This is a genomic window from Deinococcus malanensis, from assembly GCF_014647655.1.
GTDB lineage: Bacteria > Deinococcota > Deinococci > Deinococcales > Deinococcaceae > Deinococcus > Deinococcus malanensis.
This window is the reverse complement of record NZ_BMPP01000002.1, coordinates 178,186-195,220: the sequence shown is the minus strand read 5'-3', so window position 1 is coordinate 195,220 and position 17,035 is coordinate 178,186. Positions and strand designations below refer to the sequence as shown.

14 protein-coding genes are annotated in these 17,035 nt (G+C 66.0%); 7 read left to right on the top strand and 7 right to left on the bottom strand.

All coding sequences use genetic code 11. From position 1 onward, the window contains the following. The first annotated feature begins 71 nt into the window (after nt 1-71). From lepB to IEY49_RS03350, 3 genes are all read left to right on the top strand, one after another. Nucleotides 72-698, top strand: coding sequence for a signal peptidase I (lepB, locus tag IEY49_RS03360; RefSeq protein WP_229780605.1), 627 nt, complete (start codon nt 72-74; stop codon nt 696-698). A 65-nt stretch (nt 699-763) separates the two neighbouring features. Next, nucleotides 764-1,270 (top strand): hypothetical protein, encoded by a 507-nt coding sequence (locus tag IEY49_RS03355; protein ID WP_189004548.1) that lies wholly within the window; start codon nt 764-766, stop codon nt 1,268-1,270. Nucleotides 1,271-1,293: 23 nt separating this feature from the next. Further along, nucleotides 1,294-1,974, top strand: coding sequence for a DUF2259 domain-containing protein (locus IEY49_RS03350; RefSeq protein WP_229780604.1), 681 nt, complete (start codon nt 1,294-1,296; stop codon nt 1,972-1,974). 218 nt (nt 1,975-2,192) lie between these two features. Here IEY49_RS03350 and IEY49_RS03345 read toward each other — a convergent pair whose 3' ends face one another. Both IEY49_RS03345 and IEY49_RS03340 read right to left on the bottom strand, forming a co-directional pair. Further along, nucleotides 2,193-2,681 (bottom strand): MarR family winged helix-turn-helix transcriptional regulator, encoded by a 489-nt coding sequence (locus IEY49_RS03345; protein WP_189004544.1) that lies wholly within the window; start codon nt 2,679-2,681, stop codon nt 2,193-2,195. A gap of 48 nt (nt 2,682-2,729) precedes the next feature. Continuing rightward, on the bottom strand, nt 2,730-4,001 hold the full coding sequence (locus IEY49_RS03340; protein ID WP_189004542.1) for an aspartate aminotransferase type Ic: 1,272 nt from the start codon (nt 3,999-4,001) through the stop codon (nt 2,730-2,732). Between the two features lie 251 nt (nt 4,002-4,252). Between IEY49_RS03340 and IEY49_RS03335 the strand changes: the two genes are divergently transcribed. Together IEY49_RS03335 and queA are read left to right on the top strand one after the other, a co-directional pair. Beyond that, a complete protein-coding gene (locus IEY49_RS03335; RefSeq protein ID WP_189004541.1) occupies nt 4,253-4,819 on the top strand; it encodes a LabA-like NYN domain-containing protein in 567 nt (188 codons plus the stop codon). After that, entirely contained in the window at nt 4,809-5,870 is a 1,062-nt protein-coding gene (gene queA / locus IEY49_RS03330) for a tRNA preQ1(34) S-adenosylmethionine ribosyltransferase-isomerase QueA (RefSeq protein WP_189004539.1), read from the top strand. The genes IEY49_RS03335 and queA overlap by 11 nt, the downstream gene beginning before the upstream one ends. 509 nt (nt 5,871-6,379) lie before the next feature. Here queA and IEY49_RS03325 read toward each other — a convergent pair. After that, complete coding sequence (locus IEY49_RS03325; protein ID WP_229780603.1) at nt 6,380-7,360, bottom strand: N-acetyltransferase; 981 nt, start codon at nt 7,358-7,360, stop codon at nt 6,380-6,382. 85 nt (nt 7,361-7,445) lie between these two features. Between IEY49_RS03325 and IEY49_RS03320 the strand changes: the two genes are divergently transcribed. Beyond that, nucleotides 7,446-9,494, top strand: coding sequence for a M3 family metallopeptidase (locus IEY49_RS03320; RefSeq protein ID WP_189004537.1), 2,049 nt, complete (start codon nt 7,446-7,448; stop codon nt 9,492-9,494). Nucleotides 9,495-9,583: 89 nt separating this feature from the next. Next, complete coding sequence (locus IEY49_RS03315) at nt 9,584-10,075, top strand: CAP domain-containing protein (protein WP_189004535.1); 492 nt, start codon at nt 9,584-9,586, stop codon at nt 10,073-10,075. A gap of 67 nt (nt 10,076-10,142) precedes the next feature. Here IEY49_RS03315 and IEY49_RS03310 read toward each other — a convergent pair whose 3' ends face one another. From IEY49_RS03310 to IEY49_RS03295, 4 genes are all read right to left on the bottom strand, one after another. Continuing rightward, nucleotides 10,143-10,925, bottom strand: a complete 783-nt coding sequence (locus IEY49_RS03310) for a 3-hydroxybutyrate dehydrogenase (RefSeq protein WP_189004533.1) — start codon at nt 10,923-10,925, stop codon at nt 10,143-10,145. Between the two features lie 45 nt (nt 10,926-10,970). After that, nucleotides 10,971-13,976, bottom strand: a complete 3,006-nt coding sequence (locus IEY49_RS03305) for an AfsR/SARP family transcriptional regulator (protein ID WP_189004531.1) — start codon at nt 13,974-13,976, stop codon at nt 10,971-10,973. Between the two features lie 118 nt (nt 13,977-14,094). Then, complete coding sequence (locus IEY49_RS03300; protein ID WP_189004529.1) at nt 14,095-15,297, bottom strand: acyl-CoA dehydrogenase family protein; 1,203 nt, start codon at nt 15,295-15,297, stop codon at nt 14,095-14,097. A gap of 42 nt (nt 15,298-15,339) precedes the next feature. Further along, nucleotides 15,340-17,013 carry an acyl-CoA carboxylase subunit beta gene (locus IEY49_RS03295; protein ID WP_189004528.1) on the bottom strand — a complete coding sequence of 558 codons (1,674 nt, stop codon included), beginning with the start codon at nt 17,011-17,013 and terminating at the stop codon, nt 15,340-15,342. Nucleotides 17,014-17,035 lie beyond the last annotated feature (22 nt).

The window sequence follows — 17,035 nt, the reverse complement described above, 5'->3', positions numbered from 1 at the left end:
TGCCGGCCTTGCTGTTTGAGGACAGAGTGGGTCCGCGCAGCGCCGCTCTCGGCTCTGCTAGCCTGCCTGCCGTGCCGGTCCCGCCCCCTTCCTCCTCTCGTGCGCGGCATGGTTTCGGTCACGAGCTGCGGGCCGCCTGGCGGACCTGGATTGTGGGCGCCTTGCTGCCGGTGTATCTGCTGACGACCTTTGTGGGCACCCTGGCGCGGGTGGACGGCGAAAGTATGCAGCGTACGCTACAGCATGGCGACCTGCTGGTGCTGCTCAAATATCCCCGCTGGCTGCAGGCCTGGGGAGTCCCCACCCCGTATCCGAAGCGGGGTGACGTTCTGATCTTCAAAGGACCAGCGGACAGTCCCTACAGCTACGAGACGCGGTGGGGAATCCGGTACCGCCCCTACAACATCAAGCGGGTGATGGGCCTTCCGGGTGACACGGTGGCGATCGAGGACAGCCGCCTGGTGGTCAATGGCCGGGTTGCGCCTGATCCTCACGGCAGCGAGGGTTTTATGAACGACCAGCCGCCGGTGACAGTGCCGCCCGGGAAGGTCTGGGTCCTGGGAGACAACCGCCAGCTTGGGGCGAGCCTGGACAGCCGCGCCTATGGTCTGGTGCACCTGCGGGACTCGGCGGGCCCGGCCAACCTGCGTCTGTGGCCTCGTCCCAGCCTGGTGGGACCGGACGCCTCCGGAAACTGACGGCGACCGCTGTGCAGGCCCAGGGCTCCGGGCGATCCTCACATTCGGCTGGTACGTTGCAGACCATGAAAGTGTGCCGAGTCCTTCTTCCTGTCCTGCTGCTAAGCGCGTCGGCCAGTGCCCAGACGCTGACGCCCTTCAAAGATGCCAAATTACCATTTACCGTCAGTCTGCCCAAGGGCTGGCTCGGGGTGAAATTTGACGATGGGGCCAGTGGAGTCAGCCTGGTATCGGGCAAGAAGCCCCCGGCCACCCTGATGCGGCTGCTATTCGTGGGCAAGGGTGGCATGGCGGTCACTCCCCAGCAGGAATTCCAGAAGTTCGAAGGCGGGATCAAGGGCGGAGGAATGACCCTCAAACAGACCGCCAGCCGGCAGGTGAAGTACGGCGGAGTCGGCGGGCTGGAGCGGGAATATCTGCTGTCCCATCCCAAAGGCAAGGTGCAGATGCGTGTCTGGTACGGCACCGGAGCCAAGAACCTGTATTCGTTCCAGCTGACCGATTCGCCAGCCCGCTACGCCCAGGCCAGCGCGCTGTTCAGCAAAGTGCTGGCCACGGTGAAATTCAAGTAACGGCTCCTTCCATGCGGTGGTTCTTGCCCCTTCTTGCGCTGCTTGTGCTGTCATCGGCTGTGGCGGGAAACCGGCTCGAAGTCCAGCGGGTGGCCTTCAATGCGGCGGGCACTCACGTGCTCGTGCTCACGGCTGGCAGCCTCGACGGAAGTGGTTTCAGTGCCGCTGAACTGCAGGTGCTGGAGACAAGGGGCGGGGTAACGGTGCTTCGTGCCCGGTTGCGCTCAGAACACGCCGGTGTGGGCCAGACCATCGTATCCCTGACCAGGCAGCACAGGACGACGCTTCAGCGCCTGGGGCTGTGGCCTGGCCGGACCTCGACGCCGGTATACCGCCGGACCTTCCCGGTGCTGGCCCCGGTCTGGTCTGAGGGGGTGGGCGCAGGCCACAGCCTGACGGTTCAGGCGCGGCTGTGGTCGCGGCCGGTGCCGGTGGAACTCCGCACCTTTATGCTGCCGTCCCGGTGTAGGTATCAGGACATGCTGCCGGTTGCTGGCCGGCCTTCCGGCATGGCCCTGCGGATCAATGGCCAGCTCCTGTATCAGGACCGCGCACTTCCTGAAGACCGGCAGTGTGCCGCCAGTTACGCCCTGGAACGACTGGATGTGCAGGGTAACCGGGTGGTCGCGGTCATCCGGGCCTATACCCCGGGGTTCGAGGGCCCGAATGCCGATGCGTTTGTGGTGGCCGGTCAGGTGCGTTGATTGTCAGAGGACGCATATGCGACTGGTGACCGTGTGCAGATGATGCAGGAGGTCCAGCCTAGCGGCACGCGCATCTCGAAAGTTCCGGCTGACTCGCCGATATGAGGTAGGGAGCGCAGTGAGATGACAAGCCCATGCCGCCCTGGCATGCTTTGGCCCGCATCTGGCGCGGACCCTCACGAAAAGGCCTATTCAAACCAGCAGGAAACGGAGGCTGATCAGGACCGCCGGCGTTGCACGACCGGGCGCTGAGTCGCCGTTTGCGAAGCCAGGCCCAGTTTGCGGGTCAGTGCCGTCAGCAGGGCCATCTCCTCAGGGCTCAGCACCTCGAAGACCTGCCGGATACCTTCCACATGGCGAGGCAGGACCCGCTCGATCAGGGCCTGTCCTTCGGCAGTCAGCGAGACCTTCATGACCCGGCGGTCCCTCTCGTCGCGTTCACGGCGGACCAGACCGTCGCGCTCCAGGTTGTCGATGACCATCGTGAGGTTTCCGCTCGAGCGCAGGATCTTGTCGGCCAGCGCCCGCTGGCTGAGCGGTCCCAGGTGGTACAGCGCTTCCATGACTCCAAACTGGCTGACCGTCAGCCCATCATTGCTCAGGTGCCGGTTGGCGCTGACTTCCACGGCGTGTGCGGCGCGCCACAGCTTGATATAGGCGTCCAGGGCGGCGCGTTCCTCGGGGAGACCTGCATAACGGGTGGGCATATCGACTGGGCGGCAGTGTAATACATTTCGACTTCACCGGTTGCAGATTTAGTGCTTCCCGGCGCGGTACTCCTCGGTGGCCAGGCGAATGCATGCCGCCACCCCCTGCATAGCGGTATACACCTCATCCAATGGCGGACGGGTCGGGGCCAGCCGGATGTTGCGGTTTTGCGGGTCCTGGCACGATGGAAACGTGGCCCCGGCGGGCGTCAGGCTGACTCCGGCAGCCTCGGCAAGTTCCACGACCCGGTCCGCGACCGGTGCGGCCGTGTCCAGGCTGATGAAGTAGCCCCCGCGCGGCGAGGTCCAGGTCGCGTACTCGCCGCTGTTCCCCAGTTCGGTGCTCAGCGTATCGTCAACCGCCTTGAATTTTGGGGCGATCAGTCGGCCGTGGTCGCGCATCAGGCCCTCCAGGCCGTCTGGGTACGACTGGAGGAACTTTACGTGCCGGGCCTGCTCCAGCTTGTTGGGGCCGATGCTCTGGGCGTTGAGATATTTACTCAGCCAGCGGATGTTATCTTCGCTGCTGGCCACGAAGCCCAGGCCGCCGCTGGCAAAGGTCACCTTGCTGGTGCTGGCGAACACGAACGCGCGGTCCGGAAAACCGGCGTCACGGCTCAGGGTCACAAAGTTGACCGGGGTGTCCTGCTGGTCGTCCGAGAGGTGATGTACCCGGTAGGCGTCGTCGGCAAAGATCGTGAAGTCACCGGCTGCAGCCTGAACGGTGGCCAGCCTCCGGGCCTTGTCGGCACTGATGCTTTCGCCACCAGGGTTGCTGTACGTGGGCACGAACAGCACACCTTTCACCGATTCATCGGAGGCGGCGAGACGCTCGATGGCGTCCACATCCGGCCCGTCGGGCTGCATGTCCACCGTCAGCAGGTCAAAGCCCAGCGTCTGCAGCAGAAGGAAATGCCGGTCGTAGCCGGGCAGGGTCACGATCATCTTCGGCTTCACTGCGCCTTCCAGGCGCGCCCAGGGCCGGTCACTGCCACGCACGCCGTGCAGCAGGGCAAAGGTCAGCACCATTCCCTGCAGCTCCAGGCTGCTGTTATTCCACACGATGACGTTCTCGGCCTTCACATCCAGGTACTGCGCGAACAGTGCTCGGGCGCTGGGCAGCCCGGCGACGCCTCCCGGATAGTTGCGCAGGTCCAGGCCGTCCATGTGCGTGTCCATTTCACCCAGCGCGGTCAGCAGGCCATTGCTGAGGTCGAAGTCCGCGTCGCTGGGCTGGCCACGCTGCATGTTGAGCTTCAGGCCACGGGCCTTGAAGGCGTCGTATGCGGCGCGGGCCTGGGTCAGGGCGTCACTGGTCATGCCGACCAGGGTAGCGCGCCTCACCCAGGCGGCTGGGCGGGTTGTTTGAGTCACCTGCCCGCAAAGGAGCCCGGTCGCTCAGCCCTTGATCCTGGCTGGCCCGGCCGTACACTTGGTGACGCAGGCTGGGGTTCGCCCGTCCTCATGGCTGGGCACGGTGCCCATCAACGGTGCTCATTGCCCCTGTCTCTTTTTGTCCGTCACCACTTTGTCCCTTTTCACTTTCGGCTCAGCCCAACAGGAGAACCTCAATGCAATATGTTGTCCACCGCCCGCGCGTGGGTCTTTTTGTAGACACGCAGAACCTCTACCATTCCGCCCGCGACCTGCTGGAACGCACCGTCAACTTCGAGACGATCCTGAATGTCGCCACCGAGGGCCGTGAACTGGTGCACGCCATCAGCTACACCGTGGAGCGCGAGGGAGAGGCCACCGCGCGCCCGTTTATCTACAAGCTTTCGGCGCTGGGTTACAAGGTGCGGCGCATGAACCTGACCCTGCACCACGTCACCGACGGCGGCAAGGCCATCTACGAAGGCAACTGGGACATGGGCATCGTGGCGGATATGGTGCGCCTGATGGACCATCTTGACGTGGTGGTGCTGGGGAGCGGCGACGGCGATTACACCGACATCGTGGAAGTGCTGCAGGAGCGTGGCAAGCGCGTGGAAGTCATTGCCTTCCGCGAGCACACCGCCCAGAAGCTGATCGACGCCGCCGACCGTTTCATGCATCTGCCGGATCTGGACGGTGCGCTGATGCCTGCCCGCGTCAAACCTGTCCCCAATCCCCCGAAACAGGGCGGCGATGACGCCTGATTCAGCCGACGCGGCCCTGGCACGGCTGAACTTCGATCTGCCCGAGGACCGGATCGCGCAGACCGGTGCAGAACCCCGCGACAGCTCCCACCTGATGCTGGTGGGGCAGACGCTGTCGCACCATATTTTCAATGAGCTGCCGGAGCTTTTGAGAAGCGGCGACCTGCTCGTCTTCAACGAATCACGGGTCATTCCTGCGCGCGTGATGGCCCGCAAACCGCTGGTGGGTGGCCTCGGCGGCGGCCAGGTTGAGGTGCTGCTGCTGCGCGAGGAAGAAACTCCGGACCTGGGGCAGCACGTCTGGAGCGCGTACCTGAAACCCGCCCGCCGGGCCGGCAAGGACTTATGGATGGGCGAGCACCACGCTGAGGTGGTCGGTCAGCTGGAAGACGGCGCCCGCCTCCTGCGCTTCGGGTACGACATCAAGCCGCACCTGGACGACATCGGGCGGCTGCCGCTTCCGCCCTACATCGACGCCGGCAGCAGCGATGAGGTCTGGCGCGAGCGGTACCAGACCGTGTACGCGCGGGAACCCGGCAGCGTCGCGGCCCCGACCGCCGGACTGCACTTCACGCCTGAACTGCTCTCCCGTCTGGAGGCGCGGGGCATCGAGCGGGTCAGCGTGATCCTGCACGTGGGGGCCGGTACCTTTAAACCCATCACCGGGTCGGTGGCCGACCATGTAATGCATGCCGAGCGGTATGTGGTAAGTGCCGAAGCGGCCAGCACCATCAACCGGGCCCGTCAGGAAGGGCGCCGTGTGATTGCAGTGGGCACGACCACTGTGCGTACCCTGGAAAGTGCCTGGGACGGCAGCGCCGTGCGCGCCGGCGAGGGAGACACCCGGATCTTCATCACTCCGGGAACGCCGGTCAACGTTCCGGACCTTCTGATTACCAACCTGCATTTGCCGGGAAGCACGCTGCTGCTGCTGGTGGCGGCGTTTGCGGGAGAGGAGCGGATCAGGGCGGCGTATGATGCGGCGCTTTCCGGGGGGTACCGGTTTTATTCGCTGGGGGACGCGATGTTGCTGGAGAACTTGCGGGGGTAGGGGAAGTTGTTTCGTTTGGTTCTGCCCCGCCCCCCGGCCCCCTACCCCGGAGGGGCAGGGGGTGCTTTCGTTGCACTGGGCAAGAGGTTTGACTGAGGTCGCAGAGTTGCTAAGTCCATTTTCGTTTCCGGCCTTGACGCCATCTTTCGTGCCCGTTGGAAGAGCCCGCGCGCTGCGCGCACGACGGCTTCCGTTGCTGGTTTTTTAAACGGGAAGGTGGGAAGGAAAAACGAGAGAGAAACCCTGCCTCTTCTTTTCAGTAGAACCTTGTTGGCCGCACCAGAACACCCTGCCCCTGTACCGTCATGGCAACCGGGGCCGTCGTGCGCGGAGCGCGCGGGCCATAGAGCGATCCCGGAGCATGGCGTCGAAGCAGGAACGCTGGAAGGCCCCAGCATCCCTACCACCTCCGCTCCCACCTTACCCAGTGCAACGAAAGCACCCCCTGCCCCTCCGGGGTAGGGGGCTGGGGGGTGGGGCAAACCAGAAATATCAAACAAAAAATCCGTCTAAATATCCTTCTTCAACGTCAACGTCGCCGCTTCCCGAACAAACCCCAGCCGGTCATTAATGGCCAGCATGGGCCGGTTAATGCTGTGATTGCTGGTCCGCGAATGCGTAAACCCCCGTGAAAGCGCCGCACGCGCTGCAGCCAGTTTCAGCGCCAGAGCCAGCCGGCGACCGCGCCAGCCGGGCAGAACTCCGGTCAGGCCGTTATGAAGCGTGCCCGGCCGCTGCGGGATGGGCATATGCAGTTCACTGACCCCCACCCACTGCCCATCCGGCACCACGGCGAGAAAAAGTCCTTCCGGATGCTTGAGCGTCGGCACATACCTCTGCTGCCAGAGTTCAAAAGGCCAGATTTTAATTGGAGTGGTGCTGGGCACGTCCCGCAGCAGCGCGGCGATCAGGTCGTACAGGCGGCGCTGCAGGGGCTCATCCAGCGGGCCAAAACTGCTCAGAGGAACAAGACGCACTCCGGTTGCTGCTGCCTGGACTTCTGCAGCCGCGAACGCCTCGAAGTTCAACGTGCGCAGGTCAAGTGTGCTGGGCCACAGCCGGTCGTGTTCGGTGTAGCCGCCCGATTCGAACAGCTCTCGTTCCGGCCAGTTCTCCTTGACCCGGGCCAGGAACGTGGCACCACCCTGGCTGACAGCATAGTTTTCGGCCAGTGCCAGCAGCGTACCAGGGAGGTCAACCCTTGCCTCGTCCGGCATCACGTTGACCTCCAGCAGCAGCCAGCCGGGGTAATTCTCGGAGCGCGGCACACTGACCTCGGCCAGGCCGACCAGATCCGCTCCACGGTAGGCGAGTGTGCGCCGGAACGCCTCACCAGACAGGCGGAAGCTGTCGGCGCGTTCCAGATCAGCTGTCACCACGGGGGAGTCTGGATGGGCGCGGCTCAGAAATGCTGCGACATGTGGCAGGTCGGCGGGCGTGGCTTCCAGAAACGTGATGCCGGCAAGATCAGCGAAAGGCAGCACTTGCATGGCGCAGGAAAGCACATGGTGGTGGCTTGCGAAATGCGCCAAGCGGCTTAGGAAGGCCTGTGCCAACGCGCCTATACTCGCAGGGATGACGAATTCAACTGTGCCGGGTGGCAACCCGCTGCTTAACGTGGGTTTCCGCATTCCTTTCGACCAGATCCGTCCTGAGCACGCCGAGGGGGCGGTGGACACGCTGCTGGCAGTGACCTCTGAGAAGCTCGAAGCCTTGGCAGGGGCCCAGGAGCGCGGGTTCGAGAACTTCATGCTGGACCTCGACACGCTGACGGAGCAGCTTGACACCGTCAACACCATCGTGCGGCACCTCAACAGCGTGATGAGCAGCGACGAGTGGAAGGCGGCTGTTGAGGCCATTATTCCCAAGACCAGCGAGTTCTACACCCAGCTGAGCCTGCATCCTGGCCTGTGGCAGGCGTTGAAGACCTTCGCCGACTCCGAGCACGTCCAGACGCTGGACCCCGTGCAGGCGCGCCACCTGAAGCTGACCATCGATGAATTCCGGCGTCAGGGTGCTGACCTGCCCGAAGACAAGAAGACCCGGCTGCTGGAGGTCAATACCCGGCTGGCGCAGGTCACCAACACCTTCTCCAAAAACGTTCTGGACGCCACAACCGCATATGAACTGTACGTGCCGTCCGAGCGCCTGGCCGGCGTGCCACAGCGTGTTCTGGACGCCACCCGGCGTGACGCCGAGAGCAAGGGCAAGGACGGCCACCGCCTGACCCTGCACCAGCCGGTGATTACCCCAGTGCTGACCTATGCGGACGACCGTGAGCTGCGACGGGAGCTGTGGGAAGCCCAGCTGATGGTCGGCCAGCAGGAGGGGCGTGACAACCGCCCCCTGGTCCGCGAAATTCTGCAGCTGCGCCGCGAGCAGGCCGAGCTGCTGGGCTTCCGCAACTTTGCCGACTACGTGCTGGAGGACCGGATGGCCGGCAGCGGCGAGAACGCCCTGAAGTTCGAGCGGGACCTCGACGCCCGTACCCGTCCTGCCTACGAGCGCGAGAACGCCGAACTGGAAGCCTACTACCGCGCCCACGCCGGGGCGGACGCTCCTGACCTGCAGCCTTGGGACGGCGCCTACTGGGCCGAAAAGCAGCGCCAGGAGAAGTTCGACTTCGACGAGGAAGCGCTGCGCCCGTACTTCCCTATGCCGCGCGTGCTCTCGGGCCTGTTCGAGATCTGCAACCGGGTCTTCGGTATTACCGTGACCGAGACTCAGGCACCTGGCTGGCACCCCGAAGTGCAGTACTACGACATTCATGATGAGGCGGGCGTACACATCGCCAGCTTCTACACCGACTGGTTCCCGCGTGACAGCAAGCGCGCCGGCGCCTGGATGAACGCCTTCGTCACCGGCGGTCCCCGTGAGAACGGTGTGGAACCCCACCTGGGCCTGATGTGCGGCAACATGACGGCCCCCAGCGGCGACACCCCCAGCCTACTGTCGGTGCGCGAGGTGGAGACCGTGTTCCACGAGTTCGGTCACCTGCTGCACCACGCCATGAGCCGCGTGCCGGTGCGCAGCCTGAGTGGCACCCAGGTGCCCTGGGATTTCGTGGAACTGCCCAGCCAGATCATGGAGAACTGGGTCATGGAGCGCGAGGCGCTGGACCTGTTCGCGGCGCACTACCAGACCGGCGAGAAGCTGCCGCAGGATCTGTATGACCGCCTGCGTGCTGCGCAGAACTACCGCGCCGCGAACACCGCCATGCGTCAGTACTCCTTCGGCCTGACCGACCTGAGCCTGCATGTCGAGTACGATCCGAACAGCGAGGCTGACCCCATCACGGTGGCCCGGGAAATCATGGGGACCTTCACGGCCCACCCGCTGCCGGAGAACTACGCCCAGGTCGCGCAGTTCGGGCATCTGTTCAGCAGCCCGGTTGGGTATGGTGCCGGCTACTACAGCTACAAGTGGGCCGAGGTCCTCGACGCCGACGCCTTCAGCCGCTTTGCCAGGGAAGGTATTTTCAATCGCGAGACGGGGCGCACCTACGTAGACACCATCCTGTCGCGCGGCAACAGTGATGACCCTGCCCAGCTGTACCGTGACTTCATGGGCCGTGATCCCGATGCGGACGCCCTGCTGCGCCGCAGCGGTCTGCTCGAAAGCTGAAGCCATTCATCCAGGGCGCCCGGCGATTGTGGCCGGGCGTCCGATTTTTCATATTTCTGAAAGCTCTGTTGAGCTAGCATGAACAGCACATGAAACTTCGCGGAGTACTGGGTGCTGTCATGGCTGGGGCCATGCTGCTGTCTTCTGCCGTGCAGGCGCAGTCTGCTGCCGAGGCCACGCTGATTTCTCGTCTCAACGAGGTCCGCGCACAGGGCGTCAACTGTCCGGGCAACGGCCGGCGCCCGGTGGCGGGCAGCCTGGTGCAAACCAACCAGCATGCACGGGCCGCGCAACTTCAGGCCCTGCACATGGGGAGCACCGGCAGCATCTCGCACACCGGGCCCGGCGGCAGCACGCCCAAAATTCGCGCCGCCAGTACCGGTGTGAATGCCGTGAGTGTGACGGAGATTATCTTCATGGGCCGCGGTGTCAACCCCGAAGCAGCGATGCAGTGGTGGCTCAGCAGCCCGGTGCACTGCTACTGGATGACTGAAGGCCGCTACACCCACGCGGGGGCCAGCATCATCCAGGGGGCACGCGGCACGGCTTACGTGATCGTGCTGAGCAGTCAGCCCCGCTGAGAAAAGGCTCTTGGGAGCTTCTCTCCTGTCGCGCGCAGGAGAGAGGCTCCCAGAATGCGTTCTGATATCAGCGGGCGGTCCAGCCCAGGTCCAGGTCCAGTACCGCTCCGGTCATGCCCCAGGCGGCGGGACTGGCGACGTAACTTGCCAGTGCAGCCACGTCCTCGGGGTCGAGCAGGCGCTTGATGGCGGCAGGTTCCAGCATCACCTTCTGCTCCACTTCCTGAGGTGTGATGCCGCGGGTGCGGGCCTGGTCGGCGATCTGGCCCTCGACAAGGGGAGTGCGCACATAGCCCGGGCAGATGGCATTGACTGTCAGCCCCTGCTCGCCGGCTTCCAGGGCCGCCGTGCGGGTAAATCCGATGACGCCGTGTTTGGCGCTGATATAGGCACTTTTGAACGGACTGGCCACGTGCCCGTGAATGCTGGCCACATTGATGATGCGGCCGTGTCCGCTGCGGGTCAGGTACGGCCATGCGTACTTGGACAGCAGAAAGGGCGCCGTCAGCATCACATGAATCATGGCGTCCCAGGTGTCCTCGGGAAAGTCGGCCACCGGGTCGATGTGCTGAAAGCCGGCGTTGTTCACCAGGACGTCCAGACCTCCCAGGGCCTCTACGGTGTCGGTGATAGCGCGGCGGCATTCCTCCCGGCGGGTCAGGTCTGCGGCGATATAAATCAGCCCATGCGTATCGGCCACTTCACGGGCATGCGGACGGTCGAGGTCCAGCACGGCCACCCGCATGCCGTCCTGCTGAAATCGCCGTGCGATGGCCAGTCCGATCCCACTTGTTCCGCCAGTCACCAGCGCGGTTCTGTCCTCTTGTGATGCCCGTCCTCCAGATGTCATGGGCAGAGTCTAGAAGCGGGGCGTGACAGGCCGGTTACGCGGCCGTCACGGGGTGCCGCCCAGCGCGCGGTACAGCGCGGCAGTCTCCGGCAGGGGTTCGAGGCCCAGCTCGGACAGGGCGGTGCGGAGGTTGCCGTATACGCGCTGGAGTGCTGAGGCGCCGCCCCGCAGGTGGCACACGCGCATCAGCACCCGGGCCGCCGGTTCATGGGCAGGGTCCAGGTTCAGGGCCCGCTCCGCAGCCCTGGCTGCACGGTCCGGCTGACCCTGCTCTAGGGCGTGCGTGGCCTCGGCACCAAGGGCTTCGGGCAGCCGGGCCGCGTAGCGTTCGGCCTCCTGCTGGACGGTTGCCAGTTCAGTATCGGCCAACTGACCGGGCAGCCAGATCAGCGCTTCAAGCCGTCCAGGGGTGCCTGTGGGCTGGGACAGCAGCGCCCGGGCCGCGTGCAGATCGATGTGCAGGTCTGGACCCTTCCGCAGCCGCAGCCACTCGCCGCGCTCCAGGAATGCGCCGCTGGGTGCACCCTCTTCCAGCACCTGTCCCAGGGCGTGCAAGGTCACGCGGAAGTTGCGCTCACCCACACCAGGGTCCGCTTCCGGAAACAGCGCTTCCTGCGCGGAGTCACGGGCCAGTCCTTCCTCGTGAACCGACAGCAGCGCCAGCAGGTCACGGGCCTTGGCGCGGCCCCAGTCGCGCGGTCTGGGATCGTCGCTGCGCGTGACGGCCAGCCGCTCAAGCACCTGCACACGCACCTCGAAACCCGGCGCCTCGGCAGGGAAGGGCACGTCCGCGTAACCCAGGTCACGGGCCGCACCGCGCAGTGCACCCATGGTGTCCGGCACGGCAGCAGCCAGCCGGGCCAGCAGAGCGGCGCGCCGGGCACGGTCGGGATACGGCGAGAGCAACGTGCGCCGTCCCAGCAGCAGGGGAAACTGCGCGGCCGCGTGGGCTGCTGCCCCCGCTTCCCCCTGGCCGGCGGCGAACGCGGCCAGCGCCACCGCGGCCAGTCCAAAGCGGTCCCCACAGGTCATGAAGGCCGCACGCGCCTCCTCCAGCTCCACGGCATCGGTCCGGCCAGCATGCAGAACACCCAGGGCAGACGTGAGATACAGCAGCCCCTGCATGTAACGGTCTCCAGCCGTGGGAAGCACCGCTTCGGCGCGCAGGGACGCGGCCCGGGTCACGTCTCCGGCCAGTCCGGCCAGATAGCTCAGTCCCATCAGGGGCTCGACCTGAAGGCGCCCGGCCACGCCACGTGCCAGGGTGCGGGCCTCCTCGTAGGCCTGACGGGCCTGCTCGGTCTGGCCGGCTGCCACCTGCGCGTGTCCAAGTCGTGCCCAGGCCAGCGCCTGCACGAACGGGCTTTCCAGGCGCGTGCCTTCGGCCAGACCCTCCCTGGCGCGGCGGACGGCCGGATCCGGCTCACCCATCAGGGCGTGCAGAAAGCTGGCCAGCAGCAGACCCTCGCGGTGGTTCTGAGCAGCCCGGGCACCTCCAGCCTCGCCCCGGGCGGCCTCCAGCGCCAGGGTCAGGGCGCCAGAGATATCGCCGGAGCGCAGCGCATACCGGGCTCCGCCGGCCAGGGACGGCGAGAGCTTCACTGCCTCGGTCAGCTGGCCCACGTTCAGCAGGTTCTCGGCGCGCAGGCGCCGGACCGTGTCCCAAAGTTCCGGAGGCGAAAGCCGCTCGGCGGTGTCCAGTGCCTCCCAGGCCAGTTCCGGCTGAACCGTGTCCAGGGCCACCTGCACCTCGCCCAGGGCACGTTCGAGCGGCGCGGCCTGGGCATAGGCGGCCAGCGCCTCGCCGTAGCGCGACGAAAGCCGCAGGGCGTCTCCGGCCAGGGCATGCAGGTCCGGGGTCCAGGCCGTTTTCGGCAGCCGTCCCAGGCTGCGTTCGACCAGGGTGACCCGGCCCAGACGCAGCCACAGCCGGCCGTGGGCCGAGAGCAGCTGCGCAGCCCGCTCGGCGTTTCCGGCCAGCAGATGCGCCGCCATGGCCCGGCGTGGCCGTCCCGTGGACTCGAAATAGGCTGCGCCTCTGGCTGCCACGGCTCTGACCTCTGCGGCAGGCAGGCCAGCGCGCAGGTGGGCCCGCAGCAAAGGATGAGCCCGGTAGCCCTCCTCGCCGACCCGAGTCAGGAAGATGCCGCTCCGAGCCAGCGCGTCCAGCAGCTCGCGGGCCTGCGGCTGGTCCAGCACCGCTTCCAGCAGTTCCGGTGTCAGCTCATCAAAGACGCTCGAGCGCGTGAGCAAAATCCGCAGCGCTGGGTCCAGCGGTCCCATCACCTCCTGAGCAAGATAGGTGAACAGGGTACCCAGCTGCGCCTCGCCACCGTCCAGATCGGCCAGCTGACGCAGGTGGACGCGGCCCTGGGCGGCAGCCTGGGCCAGAAAGCGCACGGCAATCGGCCAGCCTTCGGTCACGCTGTGGGCCAGCCGGACGTCTGCGCCTGTTGCCGGCACATTCAGCGCACCCAGCAGTTCCCCGACTTCGTCAGCAGTAAAGGCCAGATCCGTGGCTGACAGATGCTGGACGTCGCCCTGGGCTTCCAGCCGGGTCAGGTCCGGCAGCGTCAGCGGCACCCGTGAGAGCAGCGCCACCCGGCCTGCCCCGCCGGAGACCAGCTCGCGCAGCACGTCGCCCGTCAGAGGACCGGTCAGGTGCTGCGCCTCGTCCAGGACCAGCAGGGCCCCGCTGGCATCCAGCACGTCGGCCACGCGGGCGGCCACCCGCCGTGGCGACGCTCCGGCATCCAGCAGGGCAGCGGCCGCCGCGCCTCCCGGGAGGCCCTCCACCGCCAGGGCCAGGCCGCCGGCCAGCACCTGGGGATCGGCGTCGTCGGCGTCCAGGGTCAACCAGGCGCCGGGTCCTCCCAGGCCAGGTGCACCGGCTGCCAGCGCAGTGGTTTTCCCGAAGCCTGCCGGAGCGACCACCATCAGCACACGCGCTTGGACCAGCAGGGCCCGCAGGCGCGGCCGGGCCACAGCACCCTGCACGGTGGGCCAGCGGGCGCGGCGGCTCGAAGTCAGGTCACGCCAGTTCAGGGACATCTGAGCGGCATGCTACAGCCACCACAGGGGGCGCTGGGGTGTCACCCGCTGGGGGAGACAGGGCACCAGAACGGGAAAAGGCGTGCCCGCGGGCACGCCTATGGATCAACTTGTATTTTCAGTCGGCGAAGCGCTTGAGCACGTCGCGACTGATTACCAGACGCTGCACCTCGTCGGTCCCCTCCCCGATGCGGGTCAGGCGGTTGTCGCGCCAGAAGCGCTCCACCGGGTACTCCTTGATATAGCCGTAGCCGCCGAGCATCTGAATGGCTTCATCGCAGGCCTCGACGCCCACTGTGGTGGCAAACAGTTTGGCGCGGGCCACCGGCACCGTGAAGTTCTGGCCGGCATCTTTCAGATCGGCGGCCTTGCGGATCAGCAGGCGGGCGGCTTCCAGCTTGGTGTCCATGTCGGCCAGGCGGAAGGCCAGGTTCTGGTTGTGGCCAATGGGCTTGCCGAACTGCTCGCGGGTCATGGTGTACTTCGCGGCGTACTCGAACGCGGCGCGTCCCAGTCCCAGTCCCATGGCGGCGATGCCCACGCGGCCGCCGTCAAGCACCTTCATGACGTCCTTGAAGGCGTTGCCGCGCTCGCCCAGCAGCGCGTCTGCGGGAAGGTGAATGTCCTCGAAGATCAGCTGCGCGGTGTCGCTGCTGCGCAGGCCCAGCTTGTCTTCCTTCCGGCCGATCGAGAAGCCCTGCACCTCGTCGCGGTTGAACACGAAGGCGCTGATGCCGTCATTCTTGCCCTTGCCTTCGCGCGCGGCGTCGGTGCGTGCCAGCACCACGTAGGTCCCGCCCACGCTGCCCTGGGTGATGAAGTTCTTGGAGCCGTTCAGAATCCAGCTGCCGTCGGGCTGCTCCACGGCGCGCGACTGCATGCCACCGCTGTCCGAGCCGCTGCCGGGCTCGGTCAGGCCCCAGGCGCCGAGTTTTTTCGCGCTGGCCAGATCAGGCAGGAACTTGGCCTTCTGGGCCTCGGTGCCGCCGATCAGGATGTGGCCCTGGCACAGGCTGTTGTGCGAGGCGACCGTCAGGCACAGGCTGCCGTCAACCGCCGCAATTTCCTCGATAATCATGGCGAAGGTGGCGGTGTCGAGCCCGGTGCCGCCGTACTGCTCGGGGGTCTGGGCGCCCATGATGCCCATCTCGCCGAGTTCGCGCACGATCTCGGACGGGAACTCGCTGGTCTGGTCGCGCTCTGCGGCGCCGGGCTCCACCTTGTTCTTCAGGAAGCTTTTCAGGGCGCCGATGATGGTGCGCTGGTCGTCGTTCATGGGGCTGACGAAGGTGCTGTTTGGACGGTCAAGCGTGCTGGTCATGGGGAATCCTCCGGGAGATGGGGTGATGGGGCAGGGGAGTGGTCAGACCTGGAAAACGCCCACGCGCAGGGCTTCCTGCTCGGGGTTCTGGGCGCAGGCTTCCAGGGCGCGGATCAGGCGCTCACGGGTGTCATTAGGCTCGATGATCTCGTCCACCCACAGGCGGGCGGCGGCGTAGCGGGGGTCGAGTTCGGTGTCGTACTTGGCCTTGACCTCGTCATACAGGCGCTGCAACTCCTCGTCGTCCGGCTCGTGACCGCTGCGCTTGAGGGCCGCGAGCTGAATGTCGAGCAGGGTCTTGGCCGCCGCATTGCCGCTCATGACGGCGTACTTGGCACTGGGCCAGGCAAACAGGAAACGGGGACCGTAGGCCTTGCCGTTCATGGCGTAGTTGCCAGCCCCAAAGGAGCCGCCGGTTATGATGGTGATCTTGGGGACCACGCTGTTGCTCACGGCATTTACCAGCTTGGCGCCGCGCCGGATGATGCCTTCCTGCTCGCTGTCGCGGCCGACCATGAAGCCGGTCACGTCCGACAGGAACACCAGCGGCACCCCGGCCTGATTGGCATCGAGGATGAAACGCGCGGCCTTGTCAGCGCTGTCACCGTAAATCACGCCGCCGACCTCGATGCGGGTGCGCAGCCCTGGCTCGCCTCCGGCCTTGAGCTTCTTCTTGATCACGGTGCGCTGGTTGGCCACAAAGGCCACCGGATACCCCCCGACCCGCGCGAAGCCGCACACCAGCGTCTCGCCGTACTCGGCCTTGAACTCGTGGAACTCGCCCGCGTCGACAATAGAGGTGATCAGCTCGCGCACGTCGTAGGTCTTGCTGCCGTCAAAGCCCACGAGGTCGGTCAGGTCGCGGGCGGGGGCGCCTCGCACCTCAGAGCGCCGGCGGGCCCAGGGGGCCACTTCTCCCTGCGCGTACAGGTCAGCCAGAGCGCGGATGCGGGCCAGCGCCGCGTCGTCGTCGGGTTCCTTGTAGTCCACGGTGCCGGCGATGCTGGCGTGCATGCCCGCGCCGCCCAGATCTTCACCGTCCACGACCTGTCCGATAGCAGCCTTGACCAGCGCCGGGCCAGCCAGATACAGGCCCGAGCCCTCAGTCATGATCAGCGTGTCGCACATCACCGGCAGGTAGGCTCCCCCGGCCACGCAGTTGCCCATGATTGCGGCGATCTGCGGAATGCCCTTGGCGCTCATGCGGGCATTCAGGTAGAACACCCGCCCGAAGTCGTCCTGATCGGGGAAAATCTCGTCCTGCATGGGCAGGTACACGCCGGCACTGTCCACCAGATATACGATTGGCAGGTGGTTTTCCAGGGCGATCGTCTGGGCCCGGATCACCTTCTTGGCCGTGATGGGAAAGAAGGCCCCAGCCTTCACAGTGGCGTCGTTGGCGATGACCATCCAGGGACGGCCCGCGATGACACCGATGCCGGTCACGGTGCCGCCGCTGGGGCAGCCGCCGACGTCCTCGTACATGCCGTAGCCGGCAAAGGTCATCAGTTCGTCGAAGGGAGTGCCCGGGTCCACCAGGCGGGCAATGCGCTCGCGGGCAGTCAGGCGGTTCTTGTCATGCTGGCGTTGCTGCGCCTTGGGGCCGCCCCCCATACGCACACGCGCCTGATCCGCCTGCAGGCGCGCCAGGGCGTCGGTCCAGGCCTCAGAGCCAGGGGTGGAGGGCGCCGCAGCGCGGGTGTCAGGCTGGGTCATCTGTGACTACAGTCTAACAAAC

What these genes read in the sequence shown, in the direction of transcription:
- IEY49_RS03355 (WP_189004548.1), top strand. Translation starts at nt 764, where the DNA reads ATGAAAGTGTGCCGAGTCCTTCTTCCTGTCCTGCTGCTAAGCGCGTCG.
- IEY49_RS03345 (WP_189004544.1), bottom strand. Translation starts at nt 2,681, where the DNA reads ATGCCCACCCGTTATGCAGGTCTCCCCGAGGAACGCGCCGCCCTGGAC.
- IEY49_RS03340 (WP_189004542.1), bottom strand. Translation starts at nt 4,001, where the DNA reads ATGACCAGTGACGCCCTGACCCAGGCCCGCGCCGCATACGACGCCTTC.
- IEY49_RS03335 (WP_189004541.1), top strand. Translation starts at nt 4,253, where the DNA reads ATGCAATATGTTGTCCACCGCCCGCGCGTGGGTCTTTTTGTAGACACG.
- queA (WP_189004539.1), top strand. Translation starts at nt 4,809, where the DNA reads ATGACGCCTGATTCAGCCGACGCGGCCCTGGCACGGCTGAACTTCGAT.
- IEY49_RS03325 (WP_229780603.1), bottom strand. Translation starts at nt 7,360, where the DNA reads ATGCAAGTGCTGCCTTTCGCTGATCTTGCCGGCATCACGTTTCTGGAA.
- IEY49_RS03320 (WP_189004537.1), top strand. Translation starts at nt 7,446, where the DNA reads ATGACGAATTCAACTGTGCCGGGTGGCAACCCGCTGCTTAACGTGGGT.
- IEY49_RS03315 (WP_189004535.1), top strand. Translation starts at nt 9,584, where the DNA reads ATGAAACTTCGCGGAGTACTGGGTGCTGTCATGGCTGGGGCCATGCTG.
- IEY49_RS03310 (WP_189004533.1), bottom strand. Translation starts at nt 10,925, where the DNA reads ATGACATCTGGAGGACGGGCATCACAAGAGGACAGAACCGCGCTGGTG.
- IEY49_RS03305 (WP_189004531.1), bottom strand. Translation starts at nt 13,976, where the DNA reads ATGTCCCTGAACTGGCGTGACCTGACTTCGAGCCGCCGCGCCCGCTGG.
- IEY49_RS03300 (WP_189004529.1), bottom strand. Translation starts at nt 15,297, where the DNA reads ATGACCAGCACGCTTGACCGTCCAAACAGCACCTTCGTCAGCCCCATG.
- IEY49_RS03295 (WP_189004528.1), bottom strand. Translation starts at nt 17,013, where the DNA reads ATGACCCAGCCTGACACCCGCGCTGCGGCGCCCTCCACCCCTGGCTCT.